Source organism: Streptococcus infantis (assembly GCF_019929665.1).
Classification (GTDB): domain Bacteria; phylum Bacillota; class Bacilli; order Lactobacillales; family Streptococcaceae; genus Streptococcus; species Streptococcus infantis_H.
Genome location: NZ_JAHZPZ010000004.1, coordinates 111,221 through 130,222 on the forward strand (window position 1 = coordinate 111,221; position 19,002 = coordinate 130,222).

Annotated in this window: 20 protein-coding genes; 19 read left to right on the forward strand and 1 reads right to left on the reverse strand. The window is 39.3% G+C overall.

The features are described from left to right. The first annotated feature begins 3 nt into the window (after window positions 1-3). The 17 genes from rpmJ to gap all read left to right on the forward strand — a co-directional run bounded on the left by rpmJ (window position 4) and on the right by gap (window position 14,967). Window positions 4-120, forward strand: a complete 117-nt coding sequence (gene rpmJ / locus K1I61_RS07585; RefSeq protein WP_001808836.1) for a 50S ribosomal protein L36 — start codon at window positions 4-6, stop codon at window positions 118-120. 17 nt (window positions 121-137) lie between these two features. Further along, the gene (rpsM, locus tag K1I61_RS07590) at window positions 138-503 is read left to right on the forward strand and encodes a 30S ribosomal protein S13 (protein WP_004251117.1); all 366 of its coding nucleotides are present in this window, start codon (window positions 138-140) and stop codon (window positions 501-503) included. A 17-nt stretch (window positions 504-520) separates the two neighbouring features. Continuing rightward, window positions 521-904, forward strand: coding sequence for a 30S ribosomal protein S11 (gene rpsK / locus K1I61_RS07595; protein ID WP_001118385.1), 384 nt, complete (start codon window positions 521-523; stop codon window positions 902-904). A 43-nt stretch (window positions 905-947) separates the two neighbouring features. Next, window positions 948-1,883 carry a DNA-directed RNA polymerase subunit alpha gene (locus K1I61_RS07600; RefSeq protein WP_004251121.1) on the forward strand — a complete coding sequence of 312 codons (936 nt, stop codon included), beginning with the start codon at window positions 948-950 and terminating at the stop codon, window positions 1,881-1,883. A gap of 11 nt (window positions 1,884-1,894) precedes the next feature. Continuing rightward, a complete protein-coding gene (gene rplQ, locus K1I61_RS07605) occupies window positions 1,895-2,281 on the forward strand; it encodes a 50S ribosomal protein L17 (protein ID WP_004251124.1) in 387 nt (128 codons plus the stop codon). Window positions 2,282-2,544: 263 nt separating this feature from the next. Continuing rightward, window positions 2,545-2,811, forward strand: coding sequence for an ACT domain-containing protein (locus K1I61_RS07610; protein ID WP_006149010.1), 267 nt, complete (start codon window positions 2,545-2,547; stop codon window positions 2,809-2,811). A 9-nt stretch (window positions 2,812-2,820) separates the two neighbouring features. Then, window positions 2,821-4,158, forward strand: a complete 1,338-nt coding sequence (locus K1I61_RS07615; RefSeq protein WP_036756204.1) for a PFL family protein — start codon at window positions 2,821-2,823, stop codon at window positions 4,156-4,158. 310 nt (window positions 4,159-4,468) lie between these two features. Then, complete coding sequence (gene rnpA, locus K1I61_RS07620; RefSeq protein WP_025169334.1) at window positions 4,469-4,840, forward strand: ribonuclease P protein component; 372 nt, start codon at window positions 4,469-4,471, stop codon at window positions 4,838-4,840. Then, a complete protein-coding gene (locus K1I61_RS07625; protein ID WP_223334480.1) occupies window positions 4,815-5,630 on the forward strand; it encodes a YidC/Oxa1 family membrane protein insertase in 816 nt (271 codons plus the stop codon). Before rnpA ends, K1I61_RS07625 begins: the two co-directional genes overlap by 26 nt. Before the next feature lie 14 nt (window positions 5,631-5,644). Next, on the forward strand, window positions 5,645-6,601 hold the full coding sequence (gene jag / locus K1I61_RS07630) for an RNA-binding cell elongation regulator Jag/EloR (protein WP_223334481.1): 957 nt from the start codon (window positions 5,645-5,647) through the stop codon (window positions 6,599-6,601). A gap of 51 nt (window positions 6,602-6,652) precedes the next feature. Further along, the gene (locus K1I61_RS07635) at window positions 6,653-7,273 is read left to right on the forward strand and encodes a ribonuclease P (protein ID WP_223334484.1); all 621 of its coding nucleotides are present in this window, start codon (window positions 6,653-6,655) and stop codon (window positions 7,271-7,273) included. Between the two features lie 118 nt (window positions 7,274-7,391). After that, entirely contained in the window at window positions 7,392-9,368 is a 1,977-nt protein-coding gene (gene tkt / locus K1I61_RS07640; protein ID WP_223334486.1) for a transketolase, read from the forward strand. Window positions 9,369-9,483: 115 nt separating this feature from the next. Continuing rightward, the gene (gene yajC, locus K1I61_RS07645) at window positions 9,484-9,804 is read left to right on the forward strand and encodes a preprotein translocase subunit YajC (protein ID WP_004251136.1); all 321 of its coding nucleotides are present in this window, start codon (window positions 9,484-9,486) and stop codon (window positions 9,802-9,804) included. 48 nt (window positions 9,805-9,852) lie between these two features. Beyond that, window positions 9,853-10,290 carry a low molecular weight protein-tyrosine-phosphatase gene (locus K1I61_RS07650; protein WP_223334488.1) on the forward strand — a complete coding sequence of 146 codons (438 nt, stop codon included), beginning with the start codon at window positions 9,853-9,855 and terminating at the stop codon, window positions 10,288-10,290. Next, window positions 10,283-10,696 carry an MORN repeat-containing protein gene (locus K1I61_RS07655; protein ID WP_223334490.1) on the forward strand — a complete coding sequence of 138 codons (414 nt, stop codon included), beginning with the start codon at window positions 10,283-10,285 and terminating at the stop codon, window positions 10,694-10,696. The genes K1I61_RS07650 and K1I61_RS07655 overlap by 8 nt, the downstream gene beginning before the upstream one ends. A gap of 299 nt (window positions 10,697-10,995) precedes the next feature. Further along, window positions 10,996-13,647 (forward strand): bifunctional acetaldehyde-CoA/alcohol dehydrogenase, encoded by a 2,652-nt coding sequence (adhE, locus tag K1I61_RS07660; protein ID WP_223334492.1) that lies wholly within the window; start codon window positions 10,996-10,998, stop codon window positions 13,645-13,647. A 309-nt stretch (window positions 13,648-13,956) separates the two neighbouring features. Beyond that, entirely contained in the window at window positions 13,957-14,967 is a 1,011-nt protein-coding gene (gene gap, locus K1I61_RS07665; RefSeq protein ID WP_004251141.1) for a type I glyceraldehyde-3-phosphate dehydrogenase, read from the forward strand. Window positions 14,968-15,033: 66 nt separating this feature from the next. On the opposite strand, the gene K1I61_RS07670 is transcribed toward gap, so the two are convergent. Next, window positions 15,034-15,909 (reverse strand): RluA family pseudouridine synthase, encoded by an 876-nt coding sequence (locus K1I61_RS07670; protein WP_317627986.1) that lies wholly within the window; start codon window positions 15,907-15,909, stop codon window positions 15,034-15,036. A gap of 88 nt (window positions 15,910-15,997) precedes the next feature. Between K1I61_RS07670 and pbp2a the strand changes: the two genes are divergently transcribed. Together pbp2a and K1I61_RS07680 are read left to right on the forward strand one after the other, a co-directional pair. After that, the gene (gene pbp2a, locus K1I61_RS07675) at window positions 15,998-18,223 is read left to right on the forward strand and encodes a penicillin-binding protein PBP2A (RefSeq protein WP_223334494.1); all 2,226 of its coding nucleotides are present in this window, start codon (window positions 15,998-16,000) and stop codon (window positions 18,221-18,223) included. A 184-nt stretch (window positions 18,224-18,407) separates the two neighbouring features. After that, on the forward strand, window positions 18,408-18,887 hold the full coding sequence (locus K1I61_RS07680; protein ID WP_223334496.1) for a sigma factor: 480 nt from the start codon (window positions 18,408-18,410) through the stop codon (window positions 18,885-18,887). Window positions 18,888-19,002: the final 115 nt, after the last annotated feature.

Genomic DNA, 19,002 nt, shown 5'->3' on the forward strand with positions numbered 1-19,002 from the left:
GAAATGAAAGTAAGACCATCGGTCAAACCAATTTGCGAATACTGTAAAGTAATTCGTCGTAATGGTCGTGTTATGGTAATTTGCCCAGCAAATCCAAAACACAAACAACGTCAAGGATAAGATAGAAAGGAGAAAACATGGCTCGTATTGCTGGAGTTGATATTCCAAATGACAAACGCGTAGTTATCTCATTGACTTATGTCTATGGTATCGGACTTGCAACATCTCAAAAGATTTTGGCAGCTGCTGGAGTTTCAGAAGATATTCGTGTTCGTGACCTTACATCAGATCAAGAAGATGCTATCCGTCGTGAAGTGGATGCAATTAAAGTTGAAGGTGACCTTCGTCGTGAAGTGAACTTGAACATCAAACGTTTGATGGAAATCGGTTCATACCGTGGTATCCGTCACCGTCGTGGACTTCCTGTCCGTGGACAAAACACTAAAAACAACGCTCGCACTCGTAAAGGTAAAGCTGTTGCGATTGCTGGTAAGAAAAAATAATATAGGAGGTAAAAGTCTTGGCTAAACCAACACGTAAACGTCGTGTGAAAAAGAATATCGAATCTGGTATTGCTCATATTCACGCTACATTTAATAACACTATTGTTATGATTACTGATGTGCATGGTAATGCAATCGCTTGGTCATCAGCTGGTGCTCTTGGTTTCAAAGGTTCTCGTAAATCTACACCATTTGCTGCTCAAATGGCTTCAGAAGCTGCTGCTAAATCTGCACAAGAACACGGTCTTAAATCAGTTGAAGTTACTGTAAAAGGTCCAGGTTCTGGTCGTGAGTCAGCTATTCGTGCTCTTGCTGCCGCTGGTCTTGAAGTAACAGCAATTCGTGATGTGACTCCAGTGCCACACAATGGTGCTCGTCCTCCAAAACGTCGCCGTGTATAATCATTACCTTTACACTGCTTTTCGTTTAAGAGGGAGTAACTAAATGATCGAGTTTGAAAAACCAAATATAACAAAAATTGATGAAAATAAAGATTATGGCAAGTTTGTAATCGAACCACTAGAACGTGGATACGGTACAACTCTTGGTAACTCTCTTCGTCGTGTACTTCTTGCTTCTCTTCCAGGAGCAGCTGTTACATCTATCGATATCGATGGAGTATTACATGAATTTGATACAATTCCTGGTGTTCGCGAAGACGTGATGCAAATCATTCTGAACATTAAAGGTATTGCAGTTAAATCATATGTAAAAGACGAAAAGACTATTGAACTTGATGTTGAAGGTCCTGCTGAAGTGACAGCCGGAGATATTTTAACTGATAGTGATATTGAAATCGTAAATCCAGATCATTATCTTTTCACAATCGGAGAAGGTGCTTCATTTAAAGCAACTATGACTGTAAACACTGGTCGTGGTTATGTACCTGCAGATGAAAATAAAAAAGATAATGCCCCAGTTGGAACACTTGCTGTAGATTCTATTTATACACCAGTTACAAAAGTTAACTATCAAGTTGAACCTGCTCGTGTAGGAAGCAATGATGGTTTCGACAAATTAACCCTTGAAATCTTGACAAATGGAACTATTATTCCAGAAGATGCTTTAGGGCTTTCAGCACGTATTTTGACAGAACATCTTGATTTGTTTACAAATCTTACAGAGATTGCTAAATCTGCAGAAGTGATGAAAGAAGCTGATACTGAATCGGACGACCGTATTTTGGAACGTACGATTGAGGAACTTGACTTGTCTGTACGCTCATATAACTGTTTGAAACGTGCTGGTATCAATACTGTGCATGATTTGACAGAAAAATCTGAAGCAGAGATGATGAAAGTAAGAAATCTTGGACGCAAGAGTTTGGAAGAAGTGAAACTCAAACTCATTGATTTGGGTCTTGGATTAAAAGATAAATAAAGGAGGAATACATGGCTTACCGTAAACTAGGACGCACTAGCTCACAACGTAAAGCAATGCTTCGCGATTTGACAACTGACCTTTTGATCAACGAATCAATCGTGACAACTGAAGCTCGTGCTAAAGAAATCCGTAAAACTGTTGAAAAAATGATTACTCTAGGTAAACGTGGTGATTTGCATGCACGTCGTCAAGCTGCTGCTTTCGTACGTAATGAAATCGCATCTGAAAACTATGATGAAGCAACTGATAAGTACACTTCTACTACAGCACTTCAAAAATTGTTCTCAGAAATCGCACCTCGTTATGCAGACCGTAACGGTGGATACACTCGTATCCTTAAAACTGAACCACGTCGTGGTGATGCAGCGCCAATGGCGATCATCGAATTAGTATAGAATCATCAATTTTGTTGAGTGTTATGATGATGGAGCCCTGTGCTCTTAGTCTAGCTCTGGTCTACCGCTAGGACTTTTGTCCTAGCGGGAACACTCATCATAAGATGGTAGGGTAGACGCTTGTTTACGAAATTGTTTTTCTTTTAAGAACAATTTCGTAAGCAGGCGTTTTTTAGTTTTTTTGAAGTAAATGTGCTATACTGAGAAAAAAGAAAAATATAGATATGGTTATTTTTCTATGATTTCAAAGATGGAGGACCAATATGAAAGCTATTATAACTGTTGTTGGAAAAGATAAGGGTGGTATTGTTGCAGGTGTTGCGACTAAGATTGCTGAATTAGGATTAAATATTGATGATATTTCACAAACTGTCTTGGATGAGTTCTTCACCATGATGGCTGTAGTATCCAGTGATGAAAAACATGATTTTACTCAACTAAGAAATGAGTTTGAAGCCTTTGGCCAGACCTTGAATGTCAAAATCAATATTCAAAGTGCGGCTATTTTCGATGCTATGTACAATATCTAGGAGGTACTTATGGATATTAGACAAGTTACCGAAACTATTGCAATGATTGAAGAGCAGAATTTTGATATTCGTACCATTACCATGGGAATTTCTCTTCTTGATTGTATTGATCCAGATATTGATAAGGCTGCAGATAAAATATATGAAAAAGTTACAACTAAGGCGGCGAATTTAGTGGCTGTCGGTGATGAAATCGCCGCTGAGTTAGGTATACCTATTGTCAATAAACGTGTATCAGTAACACCGATTTCTCTAATTGGTGCTGCTACAAATGCAAGGGACTATGTACCGTTAGCCAAAGCTTTAGATAGAGCAGCAAAAGAAATTGGCGTCGATTTTATTGGTGGCTTTTCTGCTTTAGTTCAAAAAGGCTACCAAAAAGGAGATGAAATACTCATCAACTCGATTCCACGTGCTTTAGCTGAAACTGATAAAGTTTGCTCTTCAGTAAATATTGGTTCAACAAAATCAGGAATCAACATGACTGCTGTAGCTGATATGGGTCGAATTATCAAGGAGACAGCTGAGCTTTCAGATATGGGGGCTGCAAAACTTGTCGTTTTTGCCAATGCAGTTGAGGACAATCCTTTTATGGCCGGAGCCTTTCATGGTGTTGGTGAAGCTGATGTTATTATAAATGTCGGTGTGTCAGGGCCTGGTGTTGTCAAACGTGCTTTAGAAAAAGTTCGTGGGCAAAGCTTTGATGTAGTTGCTGAAACTGTTAAAAAGACAGCCTTCAAGATTACTCGGATTGGTCAATTAGTTGGCCAGATGGCTAGTGAAAGACTAGGTGTTGATTTTGGGATTGTTGATTTGAGTTTAGCACCTACTCCTGCAGTGGGGGATTCTGTAGCTCGGGTTCTGGAAGAAATGGGACTGGAAACAGTTGGGACTCATGGGACGACTGCCGCTTTAGCTCTTTTAAATGACCAAGTAAAAAAAGGCGGAGTAATGGCTTGCAACCAAGTCGGTGGTCTGTCAGGTGCTTTCATCCCAGTTTCAGAAGATGAGGGTATGATAGCAGCAGTGCAAAATGGTTCCCTAAATCTTGAGAAATTAGAAGCCATGACTGCTATCTGTTCAGTTGGATTGGATATGATTGCTATCCCTGAAGATACTCCGGCAGAAACGATTGCGGCTATGATTGCGGATGAGGCAGCAATTGGTGTTATCAATATGAAAACCACAGCTGTTCGTATCATTCCAAAGGGTAAAGAAGGCGATATGATTGAGTTTGGTGGCTTGCTAGGAACTGCCCCAGTTATGAAAGTCAATGGAGCTTCTTCGGCTGATTTCATTGCTCGTGGAGGACAGATTCCAGCTCCAATTCATAGTTTTAAAAATTAATAAAAAAATAAAATGATTTAAGTTCAATTTAAGGATAGGTGTGTATACTCTAATCATTAAATAAAGACCTCCTAACTTTATTTAATAGAAATCCTAAACTTTTTCATAATAATCTCCTACAAAAGTCGCTCGTAAGAGTGGCTTTTGTTTTGTATTTTTTAAAAAACTAGTAAAATTTCATTGATTCTGGTCAAATTTTTTAAGAATGGCTACTTTTTTCGAAGTCAAACCAGCCTAAAACCTTGCCATGATTGGCTTTTTGAAAAAATATGGTATAATAGTAGTAGTTTTATTAGATGGAGTAGAATTTTTGAGAAAAAGCTTTCGTGTAAAAAAAGAGAAAGATTTCGACGCCATATTTAAAAAGGGAGCAAGTGTAGCTAATCGAAAATTTGTTATTTATCGATTAGAAAACAATGAAACACATTTTCGAGTAGGTTTATCAGTCAGTAAAAAATTAGGAAATGCTGTGACAAGAAACCAAATCAAGAGAAGAATCCGGCATGTTCTCATTCAAAATAGTAATCAACTTGTTGATAATGTCGATTTTGTTGTGATTGCTCGAAAAGGCGTTGAACTATTAGAATATGCAGAAATTGAAAAAAACTTACTTCATGTTTTGAGATTAGCAAAGATTTACCAGGAAGGAAATAAGAGTGAAGAAGAAATTACAATTGACTAGTTTGTTAGGTTTGTCCTTGTTGGTAATGACTGCTTGTGCAACTAGTGAAGTGTCTGCAGATTCTGCAGACTTTTGGAGTAAACTTGTTTATTTTTTTGCTGAAACTATTCGATTTTTGTCATTTGATGTCAGCATTGGTTTAGGGATTATTCTGTTCACAGTCTTGATTAGAACGATACTGTTACCAGTCTTTCAAACACAAATGGTGGCTTCCAGAAAAATGCAAGAGGCGCAACCTCTTATCAAAGAATTGCGCGAACGTTATCCAGGTCGCGACATGGAAAGTCGTACTAAGCTAGATCAGGAAACACGTAAATTATTTAAAGAATTAGGCATTAAGCAATCCGCATCCTTCTGGCCGCTTTTGATTCAAATGCCAATTCTATTGGCTCTTTTCCAAGCTTTATCAAACGTAGATTTTTTGAAGACAGGCCACTTCTTATGGTTCAATCTAGGTGGAGCTGATACCACTTTCGTACTACCTATTTTAGCTGCCCTATTCACCTTCCTCAGTAGCTGGCTTTCAAATAAAGCTTTGCCTGAGAAAAATGGTGCAATGACAGGTATGATGTATGGGATGCCTGTTATAATCTTCTTTTTTGCAATATCTGCTCCAAGTGGAGTCGCTCTTTACTGGGCGGTTTCAAATGCTTATCAAGTATTGCAAACTTACCTTTTGAACAACCCCTTCAAAATCATTGCAGAGCGTGAAGCAAATGTGCAAGCTAAGAAGGATTTAGAAGTTAAAAAAAGAAAAGCTCTAAAGAAAGCACAGAAAAAGAAAAAGTAAGGAGAAATCTGATAATGGTATTATTTACAGGTTCAACAGTTGAAGAAGCAATCCAAAAGGGATTGAATGAATTAAATATTCCGAGAATGAAAGCTCATATCAAAGTTGTTTCGAGAGAGAAAAAGGGATTTTTTGGACTTTTTGGTACAAAACCAGCTCAAGTTGATATCGAAGCAATCAGTGAGACAACCGTTGTAAAAGCAAATCAGCAGGCGATCAAAGGTGTTCCGAAAGAAATTAATGATCAAAATGATCCAGTTAAAACAGTCAGCGAAGCAACCGTTGATTTGGGACATGTAGTTGCTGCTATCAAGAAAATTGAAGAAGAAGGGCAAGAAATTTCTGAAGAAGTTAAGGCTGAAATTCTTAAGAATGATAAAGAAGCCAGCACGATTTTAGAAGAAACAGGCCATATTGCAGTTTTAAAAGAATTGCAACCTGAAGAAACTCAAGATGAAGTTGAGCCTGAAAAAGGCAGCGACTTAGAAAATCTTGGTTTGAAAGTCGAGCCAACATACGACACCGAAAAGGTTGTTGAAGAAGTAACCAATTATGTTCAAGCAATCATCGATGAAATGGATGTTGAGGGAGCTATTTCTAGCACCTCTAACCGTCGCTCTATCAACATGCAAATTGATACAAATGAGCCAGGCCGTATCATTGGTTACCATGGTAAGGTTTTGAAATCTCTTCAACTTTTGGCACAAAATTACCTCTACAATCGTTATTCAAAAACCTTCTACATTACTATCAACGTTAATGATTATGTAGAACATCGTGCAGAAGTCTTGCAGAGTTATGCTCAAAAATTAGCGACACGTGTTTTGGAAGAAGGCCGTAGTCAGATGACAGATCCAATGTCAAGCAGCGAGCGTAAAATTATCCATCGCATCATCTCACGAATGGAAGGTGTAACCAGTTACTCTGAAGGTGACGAACCAAATCGTTACGTTGTGGTTGACACAGAATAAAAATGAAAAATCAGGGAAAACCTGATTTTTTCTAACTAAAGAAGGAATCAAATGAAAGAATTCAAGGACTATCTTGCTTATCAAGGAGAACAGTACCGGAATCCTGACAAAGCAGGAGCTGAAAAGGATAAAATGCTAGACCTGCGTCAAAAAGGGCAGGAAGCGCGAAAGGCATTTACTCACCTAGCGGAATGTTTTCAAGCTAGGCATTCCGATTGGAATTTACACCCAACCAGTCAATGGATGAATCAAGCGCAGAGATTACGACCACATTTCTGGGTTTATTTACAGAGAGAGGGACATGTAACAGAGCCCATGATGGCTCTTCGTTTGTATGGAAATCAGAATAATTGGGGAATCTCTATAGAAATCAGCTTTGTAGAGAGAAAGAAAGATGAAAAGACCTTATCAAAACAGACTAAAATCTTGGATATCCCAGTGGTTGATGGAATCTATTATTGGGTTCAGAAAAACGATGAAAGCTATAGAGTACAAGCTACTGAGGAGAATAGACAACTTTTAAGACAACAATTATCCAATCAGGAGATTCGTAAGGTTTTAGTAAAAGTTGATATTCCAATAGCCGATGAAGATACCCTAGATAAGGTTCTAGATGGACTTGATAGAGGTTTTGAAAAATTATTACCTTACTATCAAGCGACTAGGAATTAGTATAATCGGCTGAGTCATTTTATAGTAAATTGTTTTATTGCTATTCTAGGTATTTTTTCATATAATAGTAAAATAGGATGCGTGGTATACTTATCACCTCAAAGAGAAAGGAAATTCTATGTCAAATCTATCTGTTAATGCTATTCGTTTCTTGGGTATTGACGCTATTAATAAAGCTAATTCAGGCCACCCAGGGGTGGTAATGGGTGCAGCACCGATGGCTTACAGCCTTTTCACTAAAGAACTTCGTATCAATCCAGCTCAACCAAACTGGATCAACCGCGACCGTTTCATTCTTTCAGCTGGTCACGGATCAATGCTTCTCTATGCCCTTCTTCACCTTTCTGGATTTGAAGATGTGAGCATGGATGAAGTGAAGAGCTTCCGTCAATGGGGATCTAAAACTCCAGGTCACCCAGAATTTGGTCATACAGCAGGGGTTGATGCAACAACAGGTCCTCTAGGACAAGGGATTGCAACTGCGACAGGTTTTGCACAAGCAGAACGTTTCCTTGCAGCCAAGTATAACCGCGAAGGTTATAACATCTTTGATCACTACACATATGTTATCTGTGGAGATGGTGACTTGATGGAAGGTGTATCAAGTGAAGCTGCTTCTTATGCAGGCTTGCAGAAACTTGACAAATTGGTTGTTCTCTATGATTCAAATGATATCAACTTGGACGGTGAGACAAAAGATTCATTCACAGAGAGTGTTCGCGATCGTTACAATGCTTACGGTTGGCATACAGCCTTGGTTGAAGATGGGACAGACTTAGAAGCTATTCAAGCAGCTATTGAAGAAGCTAAGGCTTCAGGGAAACCATCTTTGATTGAAGTGAAAACTGTTATTGGTTATGGTTCCCCAAACAAACAAGGAACTAATGCCGTACACGGTGCTCCTCTTGGTGCAGACGAAACGGCTGCAACTCGTCAAGCCCTTGGTTGGGACTATGAACCATTTGAAATCCCAGCAGAAGTTTATGCTGATTTCAAAGAAAATGTTGCAGACCGAGGTGCATCAGCATATGAAGCATGGACAAAACTAGTTGCAGACTATAAAGAAGCTTACCCAGAGCTTGCTGCAGAAGTGGAAGCAATCATCGACGGACGCGATCCAGTTGAATTGACTCCAGAAGACTTCCCAGCTTTAGAAAATGGCTTCTCTCAAGCAACTCGTAACTCAAGCCAAGATGCTTTAAATGTAGTGGCTGCTAAATTGCCGACCTTCCTTGGCGGATCAGCTGACCTTGCTCATTCAAATATGACTTACATCAAAACTGACGGACTTCAGGACGATGCAAATCGCTTGAACCGTAATATCCAATTTGGTGTTCGTGAATTTGCAATGGGTACAGTTTTGAACGGAATGGCTCTTCACGGTGGACTTCGAGTTTACGGTGGAACTTTCTTCGTATTCTCAGACTACCTTAAAGCGGCAGTTCGTTTGTCAGCTCTACAAGGTCTTCCTGTAACCTATGTCTTTACTCACGATTCAATCGCAGTTGGTGAAGATGGACCAACTCACGAACCAATTGAGCACTTGGCAGGACTTCGTGCGATTCCAAATCTCAACGTTTTCCGTCCAGCAGATGCGCGTGAAACTCAAGCAGCTTGGTATCTTGCAGTGAATAGTGAGAAAACACCAACTGCCCTTGTCTTGACTCGTCAAAACTTGACTGTTGAGGAAGGAACAGACTTTGATAAGGTTGCAAAAGGTGCTTACGTTGTCTATGAAAATGCAGCAGATTTTGACACTATTTTGATTGCAACAGGTTCAGAAGTGAACCTAGCTGTTACAGCTGCTAAGGAATTAGCAAGCCAAGGTGGAAATGTTCGCGTAGTCAGCATGCCATCTACGGATGTCTTTGATGCACAAGATGCCGCATACAAAGAAGAAATCCTACCAAATGCAGTGCGTCGCCGTGTGGCGGTTGAAATGGGAGCGACTCAAAACTGGTACAAATACGTTGGTCTTGATGGAGCAGTTCTCGGTATTGATACCTTTGGAGCATCTGCCCCAGCTTCAAAAGTGTTGGCAGAGTATGGATTTACAGTTGAAAACCTAGTAGAACTTGTAAACAACTTGAAATAAGAAAAATCAGAGCTTTGCTCTGGTTTTTTATTGACTTAAAACTAAGGTGCAATCTTGTAAAAAATAGTGAAATTTGATATAGTAGTTTTATCTGAATTACAAAGGAGAAAATACAATGAATGCAAATTTAACATTTGTGATTATGCTTGTAGGGATGTTTGCCTTGATGTTCTTTATGCAACGTTCTCAAAAGAAACAAGCTGAAAAACGCATGGAGAGTCTCAATAAACTTCAAAAAGGCTATGAAGTCATTACTATCGGTGGTTTATACGGTACAGTTGATGAAGTTGATACCGAAAACAGAACGATTGTACTTGATGTAGACGGAGTTTACTTGACTTTTGAACTTGGAGCTATCAAATCTGTCTTGCCGCTTAAAGAGGCTGTTACATCAGAAGGTACAGTTGTCGATGGTGAAAGCGCGATTGAAGAATAAAACGGGGTGGATCTCATACCCCTTTTTCTATGAATATGGGGAACAATAATGAAGAAAGTTGTTTTTGTATGTCTTGGTAATATTTGCCGTAGTCCTATGGCAGAATTTATTATGAAATCTTTAACCGATGATTATGAGATTGAAAGTAGAGCAACTTCTTCTTGGGAACATGGCAATCCAATTCACAAAGGAACTCAGAAAATTTTTAAAGCTCACGAGATTCCTTACGATTCATCAAAAACATCACAGCAAATTTCTAAGGATGATTTTGAATATTTTGATTATGTCATTGGGATGGACGAGTCCAATCTTCTAGATTTGACTCGGATGTGTCCTCAAGACCAACAACACAAGCTAGAGGCATTTGCTTCTGAGGGTGTTCCTGATCCATGGTATACAGGTGATTTTGATGAAACTTATGATCGAGTTTTAACTGGTTGCCAAGCTTGGCTAACACGTTTAGAAAATGAGGCAAAAAATGGATAATTTAAAGAAATTCTATGATAAGTACAGTGTCTATATAACGCGTCCTCGTTTGGAAATTGCAGCAGTAGTACTCATAGCTTTTTGTGCTATATTTGTATTTGTAGGGAATATGCCTAAGCAAGGAGTTTTGAAACTGGATGGCGATTCACTTGTATATGATGGAAGTATTGTACGTGGAAAGATGAATGGCAAAGGCACAATGACCTTCTCAAATGGCGACACTTATACTGGTGAATTTAAAAATGGAGCATTTAACGGTAAAGGAACCTACCAAGCTAAAGAGGGCTGGGTTTATGAAGGAGACTTTGTTAATGGCCAAGCTGAAGGAAAAGGAAAACTGACTACAGAGCAAGAAGTTGTCTATGAAGGTGACTTTAAACAAGGGCTCTTCCAACAAGCACAATAACCTCCTCTTAGAGGGGGTAATATACCGTACTCAAAGAAAGCGCTTACATGGAAGTTGAGACGCCTTTCAATACCTTTTTACAATGAAGTTTGTGAAAAATAAAAGTTTTACGAGATTATTCACAAAGTATAAGCTAAAAAGCGTATGGGTAGGGCTGTGCAAAATTATTTTCACAAGCGAATAAAAAAAGTTTGTGAAATTTCTATGAAACTGTTTACAAATCTTGAAAAAAGAGTTATAATAAGATTGTGAAAAAATTAACAAAGGACTTACAATCCTTGAAAGCTATGGAGGAAAATATGGCTGATAAAAAAACTGTAACACCAGAGGAAAAGAAACTCGCTGCTGAAAAGCATGTCGATGGATTGGTGCAAAAAGCTTTGGTTGCCCTTGAAGAAATGCGTAAACTTGACCAAGATCAAGTCGATTATATTGTAGCAAAAGCTTCAGTTGCAGCTCTTGATGCCCACGGAGAATTGGCTCTACATGCCTTTGAAGAAACAGGACGTGGAGTATTTGAAGATAAAGCGACTAAGAACTTGTTTGCCTGTGAGCACGTAGTAAACAACATGCGCCACACTAAAACAGTTGGTGTTATTGAAGAAGACGATGTGACAGGATTGACTCTTATCGCTGAACCAGTTGGTGTTGTTTGTGGTATCACTCCAACAACTAACCCAACTTCAACAGCAATCTTTAAAGCTTTGATTTCATTGAAGACTCGTAATCCTATTGTCTTTGCATTCCACCCATCAGCTCAAGAATCATCAGCTCACGCTGCTCAAATTGTGCGTGATGCAGCGATTAAAGCAGGAGCTCCTGAAAACTGTGTACAGTGGATTACTGAACCATCTATGGAAGCAACTAGCGCATTGATGAACCACGAAGGTATTGCAACAATCCTTGCAACAGGTGGGAATGCCATGGTTAAAGCTGCATACTCATGTGGTAAACCAGCTCTTGGGGTAGGTGCCGGAAACGTTCCAGCTTATGTTGAAAAATCAGCTAATATTCGCCAAGCTGCTCACGATATCGTCATGTCTAAATCATTTGATAATGGTATGGTCTGTGCATCTGAACAAGCGGTTATTATTGATAAAGAAATTTATGATGAATTTGTAGCAGAGTTCAAATCTTACCACACTTACTTTGTAAACAAAAAAGAAAAAGCTCTTCTTGAAGAGTTCTGCTTCGGCGTGAAAGCAAACAGCAAAAACTGTGCTGGTGCAAAATTGAACGCTGACATCGTTGGTAAACCAGCAACTTGGATTGCAGAACAAGCAGGATTTACTGTCCCAGAAGGAACAAACATTCTTGCTGCAGAATGTAAGGAAGTTGGTGAAAACGAGCCATTGACTCGTGAAAAATTGTCACCAGTTATCGCAGTTTTGAAATCTGAAAGCCGTGAAGATGGTATTGCTAAAGCTCGTCAAATGGTTGAATTTAACGGTCTTGGACACTCAGCTGCCATCCATACTGCTGATGAAGAATTGACTAAAGAATTTGGTAAAGCTGTTAAAGCTATTCGTGTTATCTGTAACTCACCTTCTACTTTCGGTGGTATCGGGGACGTTTATAATGCCTTCTTGCCATCATTGACACTCGGATGTGGTTCTTACGGACGTAACTCAGTTGGGGATAACGTTAGCGCCATTAACCTCTTGAATATCAAAAAAGTCGGAAGACGGAGAAATAACATGCAATGGATGAAACTTCCTTCAAAAACATACTTTGAACGTGATTCAATTCAATACCTTCAAAAATGTCGTGACGTTGAGCGTGTCATGATCGTTACTGACCACGCTATGGTAGAGCTTGGTTTCCTCGATCGTATCATCGAGCAACTTGACCTTCGTCGCAATAAGGTTGTTTACCAAATCTTTGCAGATGTAGAGCCAGATCCAGATATCACTACAGTTGAACGTGGTACTGAGATTATGCGTTCCTTCAAACCAGATACAATCATTGCTCTTGGTGGTGGATCACCAATGGACGCTGCTAAAGTAATGTGGCTCTTCTACGAGCAACCAGAAGTGGATTTCCGTGACCTTGTACAAAAATTCATGGATATCCGTAAACGTGCCTTCAAATTCCCATTGCTTGGTAAGAAGACTAAATTCATTGCTATCCCAACTACATCTGGTACAGGATCTGAAGTAACTCCATTTGCCGTTATCTCTGATAAAGCAAACAACCGTAAATACCCAATCGCTGACTACTCATTGACACCAACTGTGGCAATCGTAGACCCTGCCTTGGTATTGACAGTTCCTGGATTTGTTGCTGCTGACACTGGTATGGACGTATTGACTCACGCGACTGAAGCTTACGTATCACAAATGGCTAGCGACTACACTGACGGTCTTGCTCTTCAAGCAATCAAACTCGTATTTGAAAACCTTGAAAGCTCAGTTAAGAATGCAGACTTCCACTCACGTGAGAAAATGCATAACGCTTCAACTATTGCTGGTATGGCCTTTGCGAATGCCTTCCTAGGTATTTCTCACTCAATGGCTCACAAGATTGGTGCACAATTCCACACAGTTCACGGACGTACAAATGCAATCTTGCTTCCATACGTTATCCGTTACAATGGTACACGCCCAGCTAAGACAGCTACATGGCCTAAGTACAACTACTACCGTGCAGATGAGAAATATCAAGATATCGCTCGTATGCTTGGACTTCCAGCTTCTACTCCAGAAGAAGGGGTTGCATCTTTTGCTAAAGCTGTTTACGAACTCGGTGAGCGCGTAGGTATCGAAATGAATTTCAAAGCACAAGGTGTTGACGAGAAAGAATGGAAAGAACATTCACGCGAATTGGCCTTCCTGGCTTATGAAGATCAATGTTCACCTGCAAACCCACGTCTTCCAATGGTTGATCATATGCAAGAAATCATCGAAGATGCTTACTATGGTTACAAAGAAAGACCAGGACGTCTTAAATAATTGATTATCAGTCAGAGGCAGGAGTAATCCTGCCTCTTTTTATAGTTTTTCAAAATAGAAGAGGTTAAAAGTTTAACAAAAAAGTTTAGTAAATAACTATAAAGATGCATGTTGATAGACTTTTGACAAAGGGAATCTATATAAAATTGTGTATCTAGAAAGTAGAAAACTGAAGTGAAAATCAACGTCAGCGCTTGCAATAAAACTAAAATAGTTATATAATAGGTTTGTTGAAAGGTGATTTGTAGTGATTCAAGTTACTCTTTTCACAATAAAATTTTCATGATTTTCATAAGGAGGAAATCACTAATGGTAGTTAAAGTTGGTATTAACGGTTTCGGTCGTATCGGTCGTCTTGCTTTCCGTCGTATCCAAAACGTAGAAGGTGTTGAAGTTACTCGCATCAACGACCTTACAGATCCAGTTATGCTTGCACACTTGTTGAAATACGACACAACTCAAGGTCGTTTCGACGGAACTGTGGAAGTTAAAGAAGGTGGATTCGAAGTTAACGGTAAATTCGTTAAAGTTTCTGCTGAACGTGATCCAGAACAAATCGACTGGGCTAACGACGGTGTAGAAATCGTTCTTGAAGCGACTGGTTTCTTTGCTAAGAAAGAAGCTGCTGAAAAACACTTGCATGCAGGTGGCGCTAAGAAAGTTGTTATCACTGCTCCTGGTGGAAATGACGTTAAAACAGTTGTATTTAACACTAACCACGACGTTCTTGATGGTACTGAAACAGTTATCTCAGGTGCTTCATGTACTACAAACTGCTTGGCTCCAATGGCTAAAGCTCTTCAAGATAACTTCGGTGTTGTAGAAGGATTGATGACTACTATCCACGCTTACACTGGTGACCAAATGATTCTTGACGGACCACACCGTGGTGGTGACCTTCGTCGTGCTCGCGCTGGTGCTGCAAACATCGTTCCTAACTCAACTGGTGCTGCTAAAGCTATCGGTCTTGTAATTCCAGAATTGAATGGTAAACTTGACGGATCTGCACAACGCGTTCCAACTCCAACTGGATCAGTTACTGAATTGGTAGCTGTTCTTGAAAAGAACGTTACTGTTGATGAAGTGAACGCAGCTATGAAAGCAGCTTCAAACGAATCATACGGTTACACAGAAGATCCAATCGTATCTTCAGATATCGTAGGTATGTCATACGGTTCATTGTTTGACGCAACTCAAACTAAAGTTCTTGACGTTGACGGTAAACAATTGGTTAAAGTTGTATCATGGTACGACAACGAAATGTCTTACACTGCACAACTTGTACGTACTCTTGAATACTTCGCAAAAATTGCTAAATAATTTCTGAGTCGAAAAAGCAAGACCAATCGGTCTTGCTTTTTGTATCAATAAAAATGGATGATTTTATCATCCATTTTGTTTTAATTCTCTTTCAAATGTATCTGAGAGTGCGGTAAAGCTTAATTTATTTAAAGTCAGAGGGTGGATAAAGGATAGTTTAAATGCGTGAAGCATCAGTCTCTTGTTTTTTGAGTGTGGGTTGTAGAGAGGGTCCCCGAGGATTGGATGTCCGTGGTGAGATAGGTGGACTCGGATCTGATGAGTACGTCCTGTTTTTAATCTACACCGAACGAGACTGGTTTTGTTTTGAAATTGTTTTAACCGAGTTACGTGAGTTTCGGCGTATTGACCATTTTTTTGATCCACAATTCTTTTTCTACGATCGTGACGATTGCGACCGATTTTATCTCGGTAGATTAAGTCCTTAGCCCCTAATCTTCCATCAACCAGAGCCCAGTATTCTCGAGAAATCTCTTTCTTTTCTAATAAGCGATTAAGAATAGGAAGAATGAATGGATTTTTCGCAAACAGTACGAGACCGCTTGTTTCCATATCCAAGCGATGAACAACATAGCAGGTTTGGCCGGCATAGGCGCTGACATGATTGAGAAGAGCTATCTCATCTGGCTGATTTCCATGTGTCTTCATACCCTCGGGTTTATTGACGATAATTAGATGTTGGTCTTGATAGACTTCTTCGACAAGTTTGGGATTTCCCCAGAGAATTTCTTTTGTAGGATAATCTTCCTCGTCGAAAATCAATTGGCACTCATCTCCAGCCTTGACCGTTTGATGCCAGTGGACTTCTTCTTGATTAATGAGGATGTGTTTCTTGATTCTCAAAAAGTGCCTTATTTTTCTAGGTATTAACAGCTGTTCTTCTAGGAAGAACTTGACCGTCATTTTGGGTAGAGAGTTGGGGATCGTAAAGGTAAATTTCATACTGATATTGTAACAAAAATCAATTTATTTGGACAGGGGAACTAGCAAAATTCTTGTCTTCCTATGGGGAAGATGATAAAATATACGCATGAAATTAGATACCTTATTTGAAAAATTTCTTTCCTTATTTAAGAAAGAAGAATCTGAAATTGAAGAAACAGAAATGAATGAAGTCAAACAAGAAGAAAATGTGTCGAGCAACTTACGACGTTCAAGAGCAGGTCGAAAGAAATCTGGGGCAGTTGGTCCTATTCGAAAATTTTGGCGTCGCTATCATCTGACAAAAATCTTTTTGATTCTTGGGCTCAGTGCTAGCTTGTTTGTTGGGGTCTATTTGTTTGCTCTAGCAAAATCGACAAATGTTACCGACTTACAAAACGCTTTAAAAACTCGCACTCTGATTTTTGACAGAGAGGAAAAAGAAGCAGGCGCCCTGTCAGGTCAAAAAGGCACCTATGTCGAACTTTCGGACATCAGTGAAGATTTACAAAATGCTGTCATTGCTACCGAGGATAGAAGTTTCTATAAGAACGATGGTATTAACTATGCTCGTTTTTTCCTAGCGATAGTGACGGCTGGACGCTCAGGTGGTGGTTCTACAATTACTCAGCAGTTGGCGAAGAATGCCTATCTTTCTCAAGATCAGACTGTACAGAGAAAGGCGAAAGAATTCTTTTTAGCTTTGGAGCTAACAAAAAAATATAGCAAGAAAGAAATTCTGACTATGTACTTGAACAATGCCTACTTCGGAAATGGAGTTTGGGGTGTTGAAGATGCAAGTAAAAAATACTTCGGGGTTTCAGCCTCTCAACTGACACTTGATGAAGCTGCAACTTTAGCCGGAATGCTCAAAGGGCCAGAATTGTATAACCCTTTGAATTCTATTGAAGATTCTACTAATCGTAGAGACACCGTTCTACAAAATATGGTCGCTGCTGGCTATATTGATAAAGATAAAGAAGCGGAAGCTTCGGGTGTTGATATGGCCTCTCAACTGCAAGATGCTTATGAAGGTAAAGTTTCAGACTACCGATATCCATCCTATTTTGATGCTGTTGTTAATGAAGCAATTGAAAAGTATAATTTAACTGAAGAAGAAATTGTGAACAACGGCTATCGTATATATACGGAATTAGATCAGAATTACCAGGCTAATATGCAGGTCATTTATGAAAACACAGCTCTCTTTCCAACCGCAGAAGATGGAACTCATGCTGAGTCGGGCAGTGTTGCTCTAGAGCCAAAAACAGGAGGAGTTCGAGGAGTTGTTGGTCGTGTAGCAGGAGATGATAAAGCCGGTTTCCGAAATTTCAACTATGCAACTCAATCAAAAAGAAGCCCAGGTTCAACTATTAAGCCCTTAGTTGTCTATACCCCAGCAGTCGAAGCTGGTTGGGCACTAAATAAAGAGTTGGACAATCATACTATGGAGTATGGTGATTACAAGGTAGATAACTACGCAGGAATCAAAACATCTCCAGAAGTTCCAATGTACCAAGCTTTAGCTGAATCCCTAAACCTTCCTGCAGTAGCCACGGTTAAGGAACTTGGTATTGACAAGGCTTTTGAATCAGGCGAAAGATTCGGGCTTAACTTAAACAAAGTAGATCGTGTGTTGGGTGTTGCACTGGGCGGTGGTGTGGAAACTAGTCCACTGCAAATGGCGCAAGCTTATGCAGCATTTGCAAACGAAGGTTTGATGCCTGAAGCACATTTCATTACACGTATTGAAAATGCAAGTGGTCAAGTCATTGCTACTCATAAGAATTCTCAAAAACGAGTGATAGATAAATCCGTAGCGGATAAAATGACTAGCATGATGCTAGGGACATTCACAAACGGTACAGGGATAAGTTCATCACCAGATGGTTATGTTATGGCCGGGAAAACAGGTACAACAGAAGCAACCTTCAACCCGGTGTATACGAGTGACCAGTGGGTTATCGGCTATACGCCAGATGTAGTCATTAGTCACTGGCTTGGTTTCCCGACAACCGATGAAAATCATTATCTAGCAGGTTCGACATCAAATGGCGCCGCTCATATTTTTAGAAGTATGGCAGAAACAATTCTTCCTTATACACCAGGAAGTACATTTACAGTTGAAAATGCCTATAAAATAAATGGGATTGCTCCTGAAAATGTTCCGAATCAGTCAACTGACAATGGTGGTGGGCAGTCAAATGACTCTATAAATGATATCCAAAGTAGAGCTCAGAACCTTATTGATGAGGCAGAAAAAGCTATTTCAGATGCAAAAATTAAAGAAAAAGCAAAAACCGTCTGGGATACAATTGTAGATTTGTTCCAATAAATTTTTTAAAAGACAAGAGCATAACTCTTGTCTCTTTTTATATCCTAAAAAGTCTAAAAAGATATCCCAACGAAGTATCAAACATTCAAAAAAATAAAATCAGGCAGGATAAATAACAAAATAGAAGAAATGTCATAATTCGTCTCTACCTCTGCTATACTAATGGCAGAAAAGGAGAACAACTATGTTAGACATGAATTACCACGAAGTAAAAGCTATTGTACATAAGTGTAGAAAAGAATACTACCTTCATTTATGGGAAAAAGAAGATTGGGATCAAGAGGGAATGATTTGCCTACATGAATTATTAGAAAATCATCCTGATTTTAAGGAAAATAAAAATAAGGAATTTTATACCTACTTCAAAACAAAGTTTCGAAATCGAATTTTGGATGCAGTTCGAAAACAAGAAAGTTATAAAAGAAGATTAGATCGACAAGCTTATGAAGAAGTGAGCGAGATTAGCCATCGATTAGGCGAAGGGGGGTTGTTGATAGATGAGTCTTACGCATTACAAGAAGTGCTTAAAGAATATCGAGCAGGATTAGGAAAAGAAAAATTGGAGTTATTTGAACGATTGTTAGCTGATGAGCGATTCAAAGGAAGAAAAGCTATGTTAAAAGAACTAAGGCATGTGCTAAGAGATTTTTCTCCAAAAAGATAAAAAAATAAATCCAATATCTTGACAAGATTCTAAAAGTAGGTATAATAGAAAGAGTTGAAAAAGCTCAGGTCCGTTGGTCAAGGGGTTAAGACACCGCCTTTTCACGGCGGTAACA